A 13,087-nucleotide genomic window follows, 5' to 3' on the forward strand; every position below is an offset into this window, starting at 1 on the left:
TATTTTTGAAAACAATAAAATGTCTTTTTCTAAATATTTATCTGATGAAACAATTTTTCAAGATAATCAAGGACTGGAAGATGTTTCACAAAATAATAATCCTTTTATTGAAGGATTGTAAAAATAATTTTTTATTGCAATATATAAAATATTAATATTTTATATTTAAAATTATAAAATGAAAATAGATTTTCAAAAAATTGAACAAAAAAAAGAAATCATTAATTTCGTTAAAAAAATATCAAAGAAATTTCCAGAAGCGGAAGTTTTTTTGGTTGGCGGAGCGGTGAGAGATATTTTATTAAAACAAACAGATCAAATAGATTATGATTTTTTAATTAGAAATGTTGAGGCCAAACAATTGGAAAAATTTTTAAGTAAAATTGGAAAAGTAAATTTAGTAGGAAAACAATTTGGCGTTTTTAAATTTCTTCCGCGCGTTTTAATAAAAACACAAAAAGATTCATGGGATATTGCTTTGCCACGCACTGAACATTCTGGTGGATCTGGCAGTCGAACTGATTTTAATATTCAATCAGATCCCAATCTTTCACTTGAAAAAGATTTGAGTCGTCGTGATTTTACAATTAATGCTTTAGCAATAAAGTTAAAAGTTAAAAATTTAAAGTTAAAAGTTGAAGAAATAATTGATTTTTTTGAGGGACAAAAAGATTTAAAGAAAAAAATTATCCGAGCAGTGGGCAATCCAGAACAACGATTTAAAGAAGATTATTCCCGAATGTTGCGTGGAATACGATTTGCTTGTCAATTAAATTTTAAAATTGAAGAAAAAACTGAACGAGCAATAAAAAAATTAATACCATGCATTAATAATTCTTTAAACAATGAACGTCTAATTCCTTACGAAACAATTGCCAAGGAATTTTTAAAGTCTTTTTATTGCGCGCCATTAAGGGCGTTTGATCTTTGCGAACAAAATGGAATTTTTAAAAATTTAATTCCTGAAATTTTAAAAATGAAAAAATGTCTACAGCCCAAAATATATCACAAAGAGGGCGATGTTTTGATACACACTCGTTTAGCGCTTTCAAATTTAGATTTAAAACGATTTAAAAAACAATTTAATAAAGAAAAAAATTCAATTGAATTAATTATGGCTGTTCTTTTTCATGATTTGGGTAAACCATATACCATTAAAACTCCACGAAAAGATGGCATTGATCGCATTCGATTTAATGGGCATGCCCAAATAGGCGCTCAACTATTTAAAGAAATTTCTCAGCGATTAAAATTTTCTAGCGCGAAATTCAACGAAACAATGGCAGCGTGGTTAATAGAAAATCATTCATTAATGGTTAGTGGAGAAATTGAAAAAATAAAGAACAGCACTATTGAAAAATATTTTTTTAATGAAAAATATTCTGGCGAAGATTTGTTGAAGCTGGATTTTGTTGATACTTTAGCAAGCATTCCGTTAGTTGGTAAACCTAGTTTAAAAAAATTTTATCAAATGGTGCGACGAATTGAGGATTTAAAAAAATTAAATAAAGAAAAAAATCGATTACCAAAACCAATTTTAAATGGACATGAAATAATGAAAAAATTTAATATTCCCTCTGGACAACAAATTGGTAAATTGTTAGAAATTTTAAGAGAAACCCAATTAAAAGGGGAAATAAAAACAAAAAAAGAAGCACAGGAGTTTTTAAAAAAAGTTATAAGCCATAAGATTTAAGTTAAAACCTAAAAAAACCTATTTTATGCTTGATATTATTTTAGAAAATAAAAATTTTTTAATCATTAATAAACCCAGTGGATTAATTGTTCATCCAACAACATTTAAAGAAAAAAATACCTTGGTTGATTTTTTAATAGAATATGATCCTGATATTAAAAATGTGGGAGATGATAAAGAATTGCGACCAGGGATTGTTCATCGTCTTGATAAAGATGTTTCTGGTTTAATGGTTATTGCTAAAACTCAAAAAGCATTTGATTATCTTAAGGAACAATTTAAAGAACGAAAAGTAAAAAAAGAATATTATGCTTTGGTTTATGGCGATATTAAAGAAGAAAAAGGAATAATAGATTTAGCTCTTGGTTTTTCAAAAAGAAAATCTAAAATTAAAATGACGGTTTTTTCTCAAAATAAAAGTAAAACAGCGATTACAGAATACGAAGTGTTAAAAAGATTTTTGAATTTTACTTTTTTAAAAGTTCGAATTAAAACAGGTCGAACTCATCAAATTAGGGCACATTTAAATTTTATTGGCCATCCTATTTTGGGAGATAAAATCTATAGAAACAAAGGATTGGAACGAAAAATGAAAAAGAAAATAAAATTAGATAGAATTTTTTTACATAGTTTTAAATTGGGATTTTTTGATTTAGAAAATAAGTGGGTGGAATTTGAAAAAGATTTACCAGAAGAATTAAAAAAAACTATGAGTATCATAAACTTATAGTTTTTTAAAATTAAAAAATGTCTAACCTTTAGCTAAAATTAAACCAATAATTTCTTTAGCACCGGCTTTTTTTAAAACACGGGCTGCTTCTTTTAAAGTGGATCCAGTTGTTAAAATATCATCAAAAAGGATGATATTTTTATTTTTAATAATCTCTGGTTGACAACAAATGAAAACATTTTTCATATTTTTTCTTCTTTCTTTTTCTTTGAGTTTTGTTTGAGATTTTGTATTTCGTCTTCTTTTTAAAACATTATTTAATATGGGAATTTTAAATTCTCGAGAAATTATTTGAACTAATAATTCCGATTGATTAAATCCTCGTTCAAATAAACGTTTTCGATGAAGAGAAATAGGAACTAAAAAATAAGAATTATCAAATAATAAATTTAATTTTGATTGATAAAGAAAATTGATAATAATTTTTCCCAATGGTTTTGCTAAATCACGAATGTATTTATATTTAAAAGTATGAATAACTTTTTTAAGAAGCTCTTCTTTATAAAAAGACGCGATGAAAATATTTTTTAAAGGAGAACGAGATAAACATTGTTGACAAATACATCCCATCCGAGCTGGTTTTCCGCAAAAAGGACAAAAATTTTTTAAATTTAAATTAATTTTTTTAAAACATTCCTCGCAAAGCCAAATATCTTCTTTTTGGCAACCAATGCATTCAATCGGAAAAAGCAGGTCAAGAAAAAAATCAATATTTTTTTTTATTTTTTTAAAAATTTTCATGCTATTTCTTTAAAATTAAAATTTAAAATTTCTTTTGTTTCATCATTTGTATATCCTTTTTGTTGAATGAATAAATAAAGTTTATTGTTAATTTGCGCGGTTTTTTTCCAATCTCCTTTATATTTTTTTTGCAATTGTTCGCGTTTTAATTTTGTCAGTTCAATAATTCGAGTTAAATCTTGCTTGGATTTTTTTTGAAATTCATTGATTGTTTTTTCAACAATTTCTTTTTTAATCAAACGATTTAACATTTTTTGTCTAATCCGTCTTAAACCGTCTTTTTTGTTAATTAAATAATCCAATAAATTACGCGCGTATTGGTTTTCATTTAAAAAGCCATATTCTTTGACTAAAGCCATGGCGATTTTCGCGTTTTCTCTAGTATAATTTTGATAGCGTTGAGAATAAGGATAATATTTTTTTAGGTCTATTATTTTTTGAATTAATTTTTTTTCAGAATAATTTCTTTTGGAAAGATAATCCAACATTTTATTGTAAATATTTTTAAGGTCAACATTGCTTTGAATTTTTTCAATTAAGTTTTCCATAATTGTTTAAATAATGGATGATTTTTTTTTGAAAGACTTGCCCAAGCCTCACCGCCTTTTTGATAATTTTTGTAAATGTTATCCCAAATTGTCATAAAAATACGCTTTAAGTGATAAAAATATCCTCAAGTTTAGTTTTCTAATAAAAATTTAAAAAGTGAAGTAAATTTTATTTTCTTACCCTTTATCTTTTCTTCATTTTCATAATCAGAAGTAATAATTAATAAATTTTTACATTTTAATTCCATTGAGGCTTCTAGAAGAGATGATATTTCTCGATTTTTTGTTTTTTCGTTTTTTATTTCATAGCAAACTTGAATAAGTTTTTTAACTTTTCTTTTTTCTAAAATAACAAAATCCACTTCTTTATCGATTTTATTTTTCCAATAAAAAATATCAAAACCAAAAACAAAAGAATTTCTTTTTAGTTCTAAAAAAACCAAGTTTTCATAAATTTTTCCTATGTTTTGAGAAAAACCAAAAGAAAGAATATTTATTAATCCAGAATCAATGCAATAAATTTTTTTAGGATATAAAAGTTGATTTTTAATTTTGAAAGAGAAAATTGGCACAGAAAAAACCAAAAAAGCGTTTTCTAAATAATGTAAAACTTCCACAATAAAGTTTGGAGAAAATTTTTTTTATAAAGAGAAATTAAAATATTTCTCAATTTAGAAGCCGACATTAAAGAAGAAAAATAATTTAAAGAAAGTTCAGCTATTGTTTTTATTAAATAAACGTCTTTTATTTTATATCTTGAAATAATATCTCGATAAATTATCCCTTCAAATATTTCTTGCAAATATTCTTTTTTTAAATTTTCATTTTTTTCTAAAACTACTTTTGGAAAACCGCCGTATTTTAAATATTCTAAAAGTAATCTTTTAATTTGAATGGATTTTGCTAAATAATCATATTTTTTTTGAAGTTCTATTTTTTTGAAGTTTAAAAATTCTTTAAAAGAAAGAGGCCATGTTTTTTAAAAATAAAGTACTGCCAGTTAAAAGAGAAGAAAATTCTCCGCTTAATAATTTTGAAGAAGAACCTGTAATAATAATTTTTACTTTTTCTTTTTTTTGCATTATTCTTACCCATTTTTCCCATTTTTCAATATTTTGAATTTCGTCTAAAACAAGCCATGCAAAATTTTCTTTATTAATATAACTTCTATAAGCTTCATAAATTTCTTCAAGTAAATTTAAAGAAAGATAAGGCTCTAATTTTGGATCTTCAAAATTAACATATAAAGTTTCTTCTTTTGTTTTTTCTTTTAAAAATTGTTTTGTTAAAAAAGTTTTTCCAGCTCTTCTTACTTCTATTAAAGCTATCGCGTCTTCTTTCGATTTTGCTAATTCTCTTAATTTTTTAAGATAATTTTTTCTTTCTATCCCTGTTTTTTGGTCTTTTCCCTAAAAATTAAGAGGAGCTAAAATTTCTATTAAATTTTCTTTTTTTATTGTTTCCATAAATTATAATTTTAGATTTTATTATATAAAATATATTTTGCCAAAATAATTTATTTTTATAATCATATTGTTTTTAATATTATTATATCATAATAATCATATTATATAAGATATATATAATCATTTAAAAATTATTGGCAATAACAATTTTATTGCCAATAATTATCTTTACTAATTTTATATTGCAATTTTTTAATTATATAAATCTGCGATGCAGTTAAATAATATTTGTAGGCTGATCATCTAAAGATAAAATTAATTCTGGTATATTTGTAAATAATCCGGTACAAGCGTCGGCGTCATTAAATTCATTTTTAGAATAAATAATAATTTTCATTCCTGAGGCTCGCGTAGCTTTAATATCATTTTTTTGATCGCCAATATAAACACACTCGTCTGATTTCACTTTTAATTTTTGAATCGCAAGAAGTAATGGTTCTAGGCACGGTTGGGATGTTCTAAAAAAAATATAAAATGTGTTTATATTTATAAATAATTTTATTAAAAATTAATAAATTTATGGGGTAGATGAGAGCCTCTGCTCTCATCTTTTTTTTGGTTGGAGCAGAGGCTCCAACCTACCCAAATCTTTTGGTTAGAATATCCCAACCGTGGGGTCTGGGGAGGAATGCCCCGAAGCCAAGGCCCATTTCATTTACAAGATTCTGTTTATCAAATAAAAATTCACTATTATAAATAACACATACCCTGCAAATAAGATAGCGCCCTCGCGCCGATCCATTTTTTTGTCGCTATAATAAAAATTAGTGAATAATACAAGGATAACTCCCAAAAATAGGGCCACGATCCAATAGGCCAAATTTGTATCAAAAATAATCGGACGAAGAAGTGCTAAAATCCCTAAAACCAATACGTTGGTGAAAGATGAACTTAAAAGATGACTTAAAGAAAGCTCGGATGATTTTTTGCGCCAGGAAGTAATAGCTACGCTTATTTCCGGCAGATTCGTGCCGATGGAAAAAATAATAAGCCCAATTACCAATTGGCTGACTTGAATATAATTTAACAAATCTAATGTTATTTTAACTATCCAGTGAGAAGCGATTAGAATTCCAATGACACTAGCGATGGCAAAAATAGTTGATTTAATGACTTTATTTTTATCGACGATTTTGATATAGACATGATTGCTGAAATGATTCAAACGGAATAGATAAAAAATAAGACCGAGATATAAACCGACCATTATTAAACCATCAAATAAGCCGTATTTGCCGTCAATTCCAAATAAAATCGGAGAGAAAATAACCAAAACAGTCGGAATCAATGATGATAAACGGCCGTCGGTTTTAATTTTGCGATTAAGCAACAGACTGATGCCCAAAATAAGACCCAGCATAACGATTACGCCACCAAGTAAATTGCCAACAGATAAAGTGGTGGCTTGGTCAATGGTGGCGTTAATGCCTAAAGATAATTCTGGCAATGAGGTAATTATTCCGAGTAGAATTCCAAAAGCAAACAGGCGAATTTTCAAGACAGCGCCGAGGTACTTGATATTTTTTACGGCAAAATTAGCCGACCAGCCCAAGGCGACAAACAAAAATAAAAGCATTAATGAATCAAATAAAATTGGCATAGTTATAATTTTTTAATCGTTTTCTGAGCGACATTAGGAGAGAAGAAAAGAAGAAAAGAAAAGGAAAACGAAAAGAAAAGAAAGAAAAGAAAACGAAAAGAAAACGGGACCGTTCATAAAAGTGTGTCTAGCTTTTTTTATTTTTTTGGGTAGAATATCCCAACCGTGCCGAGCGAGGCGACTAATTTAATATGGTGGACCCGAGCGGATTCGAACCGCTGACCTCCTGCTTGCAAAGCAGGCATTCTAACCAGCTGAACTACGGGCCCATAATAAAAATAAATTTTTTAAAATTTTAAATTAAATGTATACTTAAAAAATAAAAATCAATGAATGAAAATTTATATCTTTTATATTATCGCATTAATTTAAAAAATATTCAAGAAATTATAAAAATTATAAAAGGGACTTGTAGCTCAATTGATTTTAGCAATCTGATGTCCATTAGGATGTCAAAGGTTCAAATCCTCTTAATCCCATTTATGTTTTGTTTATTTTATGATTCTTTCTACTCCTATTTCTCAATTAAATAAAATTGGCAAGGTAACAGCTAATAAATTTAAAAAACTTGGTTTAGAAAAAGCAGAAGATCTGCTTTTTTATTTCCCCTTTCGTTATGATGATTTTACACAAATTTCTACAATCAATAATCTTCAAGCAAACTCAATAACCACAATCAAAGCGTTTATTAAATTAATTTCTAATAAACGTTCATCTATAAAAAAAATGGTTATTACTGAGGCATTGGTTTCTGATCAAACTGATCATATAAAAATTATTTGGTTTAATCAACCATTTTTAATAAAGACTTTAAAAATAGGCGATGAATTTTATTTTTCTGGTAAAGTTGAATATAATTTCAATGGATTACAAATAACAAATCCTTCTTATGAAAAAGTTTCATTATGGAAAAAAGAAGCAATTCACACCGGTCGTCTAGTACCTATTTATCCAACTACAGAAAATTTAACACAAAAACAAATACGATTTTTGATTAAATTTATCATTCCATTAACCAAAGAAATTAGAGATTGGTTGCCAGAAGAAATTAAAAAAAATTTAAGTTTTCCTGATTTAACTGATGCCTTACAACAAATTCATTTTCCGAACGATAAAATAAAATTAGAACAAGCTATAGAACGTTTAAAATTTGATGAATTATTTCTTATTCAAATTCAAACACAACAATCAAAAAAGATTTTAGAAAAAAATAAAGCAATAAAAATTAATTTTAAAGAAGCAGAAACAAAAACTTTTGTTCAATCTTTATCTTTTCAATTAACTGACGCGCAAAAAAAATCAGCTTGGCAAATCTTAAAAGATTTACAAAAAAATAAGCCAATGAATAGATTATTAGAGGGTGAAGTGGGTTCTGGCAAAACAATTATCGCAATAATAACGATGCTCAATATTTTTTTAAATGGCTATCAATCTGTTTTAATGGTGCCAACGGAAATTTTGGCTCAACAGCACTTTAATAACATTTGTCAATTATTGGCTAATTTTAATATTAAAATTGGATTAATAACTAGAAGTAATAAACAAATTTTCAATTTTCTCCGTCAGCTAGAGGATCCAATTTTCAAAAAAAATAAAACAAAAAAACAAAATATAATAGATAATGCGGATATAATTATTGGTACGCATAGTTTAATTCAAGAAAATATAAAAATTAAAAATTTAGGATTAATTATTATTGACGAGCAACATCGTTTTGGTGTTGAACAAAGGACAAAATTAATAACGCAAAATAAAACACAAAAGTTTATTCCCCATTTTCTTTCAATGACTGCAACGCCAATCCCACGTTCTTTGGCTTTGGTCTTATATGGAGATTTAGATTTATCAATTATTGATGAATTACCTGAACAAAGAAAAAAAATTATTACTAAAATTGTAGATTCAAAAAATAGACAATTGGCTTATGATTTTATTAAAAATGAAATTAAAAAAGGAAGGCAAATTTTTGTTCTTTGCCCTCTTATTAATGAATCAGATAAATTAGGAGTTAAATCGGCGACAACTGAATATGAAAAATTAAGAAAAACTATTTTCCCTGATTTTAAAATTGGATTAATACATGGAAAATTAAAAGTAAAAGAAAAAGAAAGCACAATGCAAGATTTTTTAAAAAACAAAATTAATATTTTAGTCAGCACTTCTGTTATAGAAGTCGGCATTGATATACCCAATGCTTCAGTAATAATGATTGAAAGTGCGGAACGATTTGGCTTGGCCCAACTTTATCAATTTCGAGGTCGTGTTGGTCGGGGCGAACAGCAATCTTATTGTTTTCTTTTTTCAGAAACTTCAGGAATAAAAACAAAAAAACGATTACAAACTTTATTAACTGCTAAAAATTCTTTTGAGTTAGCTGAAAAAGATTTAGAAATTAGAGGGCCAGGTGAACTTTATTCTTTAACAAAATCTTGTTCTGCCCAACAATCAGGTTATTTATCATTTTTAAAAATCGCTCGCTTAACTGATTATTCAATAATTCAAAATGCTCGAAATTGGGCAAAAAAAATTCTTGACCAAGATCAAGAATTAAAAAATTTACCTAACTTAAAAGATAAAATAAAAAAATTGAAAATTGAAAATTATTAATTTAAATTAAAAAATTATTTAATACTAGCATAAGTTCCTGCAGTATAACCAGTGCTCCAACAAATTTGAAGATTGTATCCACCAGTTGGACCATCAAGATCTAAAATTTCACCAGCAAAAAATAAATTATCAATAATTTTTGATCGCATTGTTTTTGAATCCACTTCTTTTAAATTAATACCACCACTGGTTATAATTGCTTGATCATATCCCATTAATCCCAATACTGATATTTTAGTTTCTTTTAAAAAATTGATTAAATTTTTTCGTTCTTCTTTTGTAATAGCATTAATTTTTTTATTAGCATTAATTTCTAATAGTTTAATTATTATGCTGATCATTTTTTTAGGAAAAAGTTTGCATAAATAATTTTCAAAATTTTTATTAGCATTTCGTTGAAAATCATTTTGTAATTGCTCGTCAAGTTGTTGAAAATTAAGTGTTGGTTTGAAATCAATTTTAATTTCAACTTTTCCTTTTTTAAGAAATTCTCCAATTTCTTTGCTAGCATTAAGAATAATTGGACCGCTTAATCCAAAATGAGTAAAAATCATTTCGCCGAAATAAGTGACCTTTTTTTTGTTATTTTGAAAAATATTAATTGCAATGTTTTTAAAACTCAATCCTTGCAAATCTTTTATCCAATTTTCTTTAATTTTTATAGGAACAAGTGCTGGAGCAATATCAATAATAGTATGGCCCATTTTTTTTAACCATTGATAACCATCGCCTGTTGATCCAGTGATTGGATAAGATTTCCCTCCTGTGGCAATAATATAATTGCGCGCCTGAATGATCCCATTTTTTAATCCTTTGGCTTTACTTAAAACAAGCTTTATTTTTTTAATTTGTTTATTTTTTAATTTAAAATTAATAATATCAGCTTCATAAAAAATTTTTACTTTTTGTGTTTCAAGATATTTTTGCAAAATTTTTAATACATCTTTTGCGCAATCAGATTTTGGAAAAACTCTTTCATCTTCTTCTATTTTAAGTAATAAATTTTTAGATTTAAAAAATTGCATTGTTTTTTTGGGACCAAAACGAGATAAAGATGAAAATAAAAATTTTCCATTTAAACCAATTTTTTTCACGAATTTTCGATTATCTAATTGATTTTGTGTAAGATTGCATCGGCCATTGCCAGTAAGAAGTAGTTTTTGAGCAAGAGTTTTATTTTTTTCTAAAAGGATTACTTTGGCGCCTAATTCCGCCGCTCTGCCTGCTGCCATAATCCCTGCTGGACCACCACCAATCACTGCCACATCAAATGTTTCTAAAAATTTTCCCATAAAATTAATTATTTTATATTTAAATTAAAAAATTAATTTTTCACCAATTTGAATTTTGTTTTTTAAAACAAAACCAGCATTAACTTCCAAAACATATTTGAAACCGTTCATAAAAGTATATCTGGCTATTTATTTATTTCACCATTATATTCCTATATTTAATTGTCTCCCTACTGTGTTTTTTTTGAGCAGAAATTTTAATTGAATTCAAACCCGCTTGAAGATTAATTGTTTTATTAAAACTCCCATCGCTATTTTTTAAAACTTCTTGTTCATTAATCATTACATTTGAATTAATTTCCGTTTTCCCTATCACATTAATAATTGATTCGGAAATAGTTAAATTATCTATTGGTTCTTGGATTATTAATTTTGGAGGGCTAATAATATTATTTACTTCAAAAACTATATAACACAAAAGAATTATTAAAAAAATTACAATCAAACTTTTTTTAAAAATATTTGGAATAAATAATAGGCGAGTTTTATTTTTTATTTCGGGAAAAATATTAGGATTAAATTTATTTAAAATTTCTTGTTCTGTTTGATATAAATTAAAAATTTCTTCTAAATTTAGATTTAATACTTGGGCGTAGGTTTTTAAAAAATTTTTTAAATAAATTTCTCCATGGATTTCATGGTAATCTCCTTTTTCTAAAGCCACTAGATATTTAATCTGTATTCCTGTTATTTCTTCTATTTTTGATAAATCCATTTTCTTTTCTTCTCTTGTTTTTTTTAATTTTTCTCCCAATGTTTCTGTTGAAATTTTTTTTGAAATAAAATTCATAAAATAGATTTTAGATTCTAATAGTTTATAGAAATGTACGGGGTTCAACCCTGTACATTTTTAAACTACCTCGTTCAGATAGCATTTTTCGCAATAAATTTTTAATTCTTTTGTTTTTCTGGAGAATAAGAAGTCTGCATTTTATTGCCACATTTTGAACAAATCGCGTTCCATAATTTTGATGGATTTCTTTTTTGAAATCTTTCTAACATTCTTTGAAAAGGACGTTTTGTTGGAATTGGTAAATTATGTTGACGATAAAATTCCAATTCGGGGTTAATAACTCTAAATGGTTTGCTAGTTGTTTCGCAAATAATGGCTTTATTTAAAATAGAATCATCAACATCTTTAATGTCTTTTGGCACGTCTTTTGCTTCAATTAATTCTAAACCTAATAAGTCTGATGGTGTTTTTAGATCATCTTGCCATTGCCAATTATTTTTTAAAACTTCTTCTTTTGTTAAAGGAAACTCAATTTGAGCATAAGTGTCATTATAAGGATGTAAACTTTGAGATAAAGAAAAAAAATTCTCCATATTCTTTATCTTTAAGCATTTTAGTTTTAATTTTATCTAAAAATTTATAATATTTTTCTTTTAAATATTGCTTATTAAAAATATAACACGATTTATTGCGAAGACCAACACAGCCAAAACAATTTTGACAATTATAACAACCAATACAATATTCAATTTCTAAATTATTGTGACCAAAAAATGAAAATTTAATATTATTACTTTCAACAATTTCTATTAATTCATAACCTAGAGAGACTTTTGGACAAGCAATATAAAGATCCATACCGTCTTTTATGCCTAAAGCCATATCAGTACTATAGCGAACATTTTCAACTCCTTTCACAGCTCTAAAAACTTGAAAACAATTTTTTGCTCCATATAATTGATCACCCAAACAATTAAGATTTTGTCTGCCATTATTTAAATTTTGTCTGAAAGTATTTTTAAATAATTCTTCAAATTTTTCTTTATATTCTTCTAAAATTTCTCTGTTCCCTAAATTTATCGTTTTTATTTTTTCTAAATATTCTTCTTTTGAAAATTGTTCATTAAAAAAACAATAAGATTTATGTCTTAAATTTGTACAACCAAAACAATTTTGACAATTTTTGCAAGAATAAAGAAAATAACTATCAATACATTGACGACATTCTTGACAAAAATGGCAATTATAGCAATTATTACAACTAATTAATTCGGAACATATTTGAGATTTTGTGACATTATCTAATTCCATAGAATCTTTACAAAAACCAGACCAACTAGAATAATGAACATTTTCTAAACAAGAACAAAGAGTGGCTAAATAACAATTTTTTGAATAAAGAATAGAAATCGTATAAGGAGAATCAATAACTCCTTTTAAATAATGAGTGATGGCTGGATGTGGCACATCTAAATTTAATTTTTGAAATTGCTCAAAAAATAAACGCGAAAAATCATAATCTCGTTCATAATCTTCAGCGCCCCATTTATCAGACCACCAATATTTTATATTATAAATTTTGTAAGGAGATTCTGAAGGAAAAGTTGAAATAATTTTTTCTTTAGTTTCAAAATCTTCTTTTTTATAAAATTTCAAAATATTATTATAAAATCC

Annotated in this window: 14 protein-coding genes and 1 tRNA gene; 3 read left to right on the forward strand and 12 right to left on the reverse strand. The window is 26.3% G+C overall.

Annotated features, from left to right (window positions below):
- Window positions 1-178 precede the first annotated feature (178 nt).
- Together CVV26_02975 and CVV26_02980 are read left to right on the forward strand one after the other, a co-directional pair.
- The gene (locus tag CVV26_02975; protein PKL72090.1) at window positions 179-1,696 is read left to right on the forward strand and encodes a hypothetical protein; all 1,518 of its coding nucleotides are present in this window, start codon (window positions 179-181) and stop codon (window positions 1,694-1,696) included.
- Between the two features lie 25 nt (window positions 1,697-1,721).
- Window positions 1,722-2,426: an RNA pseudouridine synthase gene (locus CVV26_02980; GenBank protein ID PKL72091.1), complete on the forward strand. Its 705-nt coding sequence runs from the start codon at window positions 1,722-1,724 to the stop codon at window positions 2,424-2,426.
- 21 nt (window positions 2,427-2,447) lie between these two features.
- On the opposite strand, the gene CVV26_02985 is transcribed toward CVV26_02980, so the two are convergent.
- From CVV26_02985 to CVV26_03020, 8 genes are all read right to left on the reverse strand, one after another.
- A complete protein-coding gene (locus tag CVV26_02985) occupies window positions 2,448-3,167 on the reverse strand; it encodes a ComF family protein (GenBank protein PKL72092.1) in 720 nt (239 codons plus the stop codon).
- Window positions 3,164-3,715: a hypothetical protein gene (locus CVV26_02990; GenBank protein ID PKL72093.1), complete on the reverse strand. Its 552-nt coding sequence runs from the start codon at window positions 3,713-3,715 to the stop codon at window positions 3,164-3,166. Before CVV26_02990 ends, CVV26_02985 begins: the two co-directional genes overlap by 4 nt.
- A 131-nt stretch (window positions 3,716-3,846) precedes the next feature.
- Window positions 3,847-4,335, reverse strand: coding sequence for a hypothetical protein (locus CVV26_02995; protein PKL72094.1), 489 nt, complete (start codon window positions 4,333-4,335; stop codon window positions 3,847-3,849).
- On the reverse strand, window positions 4,311-4,517 hold the full coding sequence (locus CVV26_03000) for a hypothetical protein (GenBank protein PKL72095.1): 207 nt from the start codon (window positions 4,515-4,517) through the stop codon (window positions 4,311-4,313). The genes CVV26_02995 and CVV26_03000 overlap by 25 nt, the downstream gene beginning before the upstream one ends.
- Window positions 4,518-4,671: 154 nt before the next feature.
- Window positions 4,672-5,103 (reverse strand): hypothetical protein, encoded by a 432-nt coding sequence (locus tag CVV26_03005; GenBank protein PKL72096.1) that lies wholly within the window; start codon window positions 5,101-5,103, stop codon window positions 4,672-4,674.
- Window positions 5,104-5,398: 295 nt separating this feature from the next.
- Window positions 5,399-5,683, reverse strand: coding sequence for a hypothetical protein (locus CVV26_03010; protein PKL72097.1), 285 nt, complete (start codon window positions 5,681-5,683; stop codon window positions 5,399-5,401).
- Window positions 5,684-5,836: 153 nt separating this feature from the next.
- Entirely contained in the window at window positions 5,837-6,781 is a 945-nt protein-coding gene (locus CVV26_03015; GenBank protein PKL72098.1) for a hypothetical protein, read from the reverse strand.
- Between the two features lie 192 nt (window positions 6,782-6,973).
- Window positions 6,974-7,050: transfer RNA gene (locus CVV26_03020), tRNA-Ala, on the reverse strand.
- A gap of 229 nt (window positions 7,051-7,279) precedes the next feature.
- On the opposite strand from CVV26_03020, the gene CVV26_03025 reads away from it, so the two are divergent.
- Window positions 7,280-9,388, forward strand: coding sequence for an ATP-dependent DNA helicase RecG (locus CVV26_03025; GenBank protein PKL72099.1), 2,109 nt, complete (start codon window positions 7,280-7,282; stop codon window positions 9,386-9,388).
- Window positions 9,389-9,402: 14 nt separating this feature from the next.
- Here CVV26_03025 and CVV26_03030 read toward each other — a convergent pair whose 3' ends face one another.
- The 4 genes from CVV26_03030 to CVV26_03045 form a co-directional block, all read right to left on the reverse strand.
- The gene (locus CVV26_03030) at window positions 9,403-10,680 is read right to left on the reverse strand and encodes an aminoacetone oxidase family FAD-binding enzyme (protein ID PKL72100.1); all 1,278 of its coding nucleotides are present in this window, start codon (window positions 10,678-10,680) and stop codon (window positions 9,403-9,405) included.
- A 133-nt stretch (window positions 10,681-10,813) separates the two neighbouring features.
- Window positions 10,814-11,470 carry a hypothetical protein gene (locus tag CVV26_03035; GenBank protein ID PKL72101.1) on the reverse strand — a complete coding sequence of 219 codons (657 nt, stop codon included), beginning with the start codon at window positions 11,468-11,470 and terminating at the stop codon, window positions 10,814-10,816.
- A gap of 101 nt (window positions 11,471-11,571) precedes the next feature.
- Complete coding sequence (locus CVV26_03040) at window positions 11,572-12,006, reverse strand: hypothetical protein (protein PKL72102.1); 435 nt, start codon at window positions 12,004-12,006, stop codon at window positions 11,572-11,574.
- On the reverse strand, window positions 11,963-13,087 hold a 1,125-nt coding region (locus tag CVV26_03045; GenBank protein PKL72103.1), incomplete at its 5' end, for a hypothetical protein. The genes CVV26_03040 and CVV26_03045, both read right to left, overlap by 44 nt.

It is taken from the genome of Candidatus Kuenenbacteria bacterium HGW-Kuenenbacteria-1 (assembly GCA_002839745.1).
GTDB lineage: Bacteria > Patescibacteriota > Patescibacteriia > UBA2591 > PGYQ01 > PGYQ01.

What these genes read in the sequence shown, in the direction of transcription:
- CVV26_02975 (PKL72090.1), top strand. Translation starts at nt 179, where the DNA reads ATGAAAATAGATTTTCAAAAAATTGAACAAAAAAAAGAAATCATTAAT.
- CVV26_02980 (PKL72091.1), top strand. Translation starts at nt 1,722, where the DNA reads ATGCTTGATATTATTTTAGAAAATAAAAATTTTTTAATCATTAATAAA.
- CVV26_02985 (PKL72092.1), bottom strand. Translation starts at nt 3,167, where the DNA reads ATGAAAATTTTTAAAAAAATAAAAAAAAATATTGATTTTTTTCTTGAC.
- CVV26_02990 (PKL72093.1), bottom strand. Translation starts at nt 3,715, where the DNA reads ATGGAAAACTTAATTGAAAAAATTCAAAGCAATGTTGACCTTAAAAAT.
- CVV26_03015 (PKL72098.1), bottom strand. Translation starts at nt 6,781, where the DNA reads ATGCCAATTTTATTTGATTCATTAATGCTTTTATTTTTGTTTGTCGCC.
- CVV26_03025 (PKL72099.1), top strand. Translation starts at nt 7,280, where the DNA reads ATGATTCTTTCTACTCCTATTTCTCAATTAAATAAAATTGGCAAGGTA.
- CVV26_03030 (PKL72100.1), bottom strand. Translation starts at nt 10,680, where the DNA reads ATGGGAAAATTTTTAGAAACATTTGATGTGGCAGTGATTGGTGGTGGT.
- CVV26_03035 (PKL72101.1), bottom strand. Translation starts at nt 11,470, where the DNA reads ATGAATTTTATTTCAAAAAAAATTTCAACAGAAACATTGGGAGAAAAA.
- CVV26_03040 (PKL72102.1), bottom strand. Translation starts at nt 12,006, where the DNA reads ATGGAGAATTTTTTTTCTTTATCTCAAAGTTTACATCCTTATAATGAC.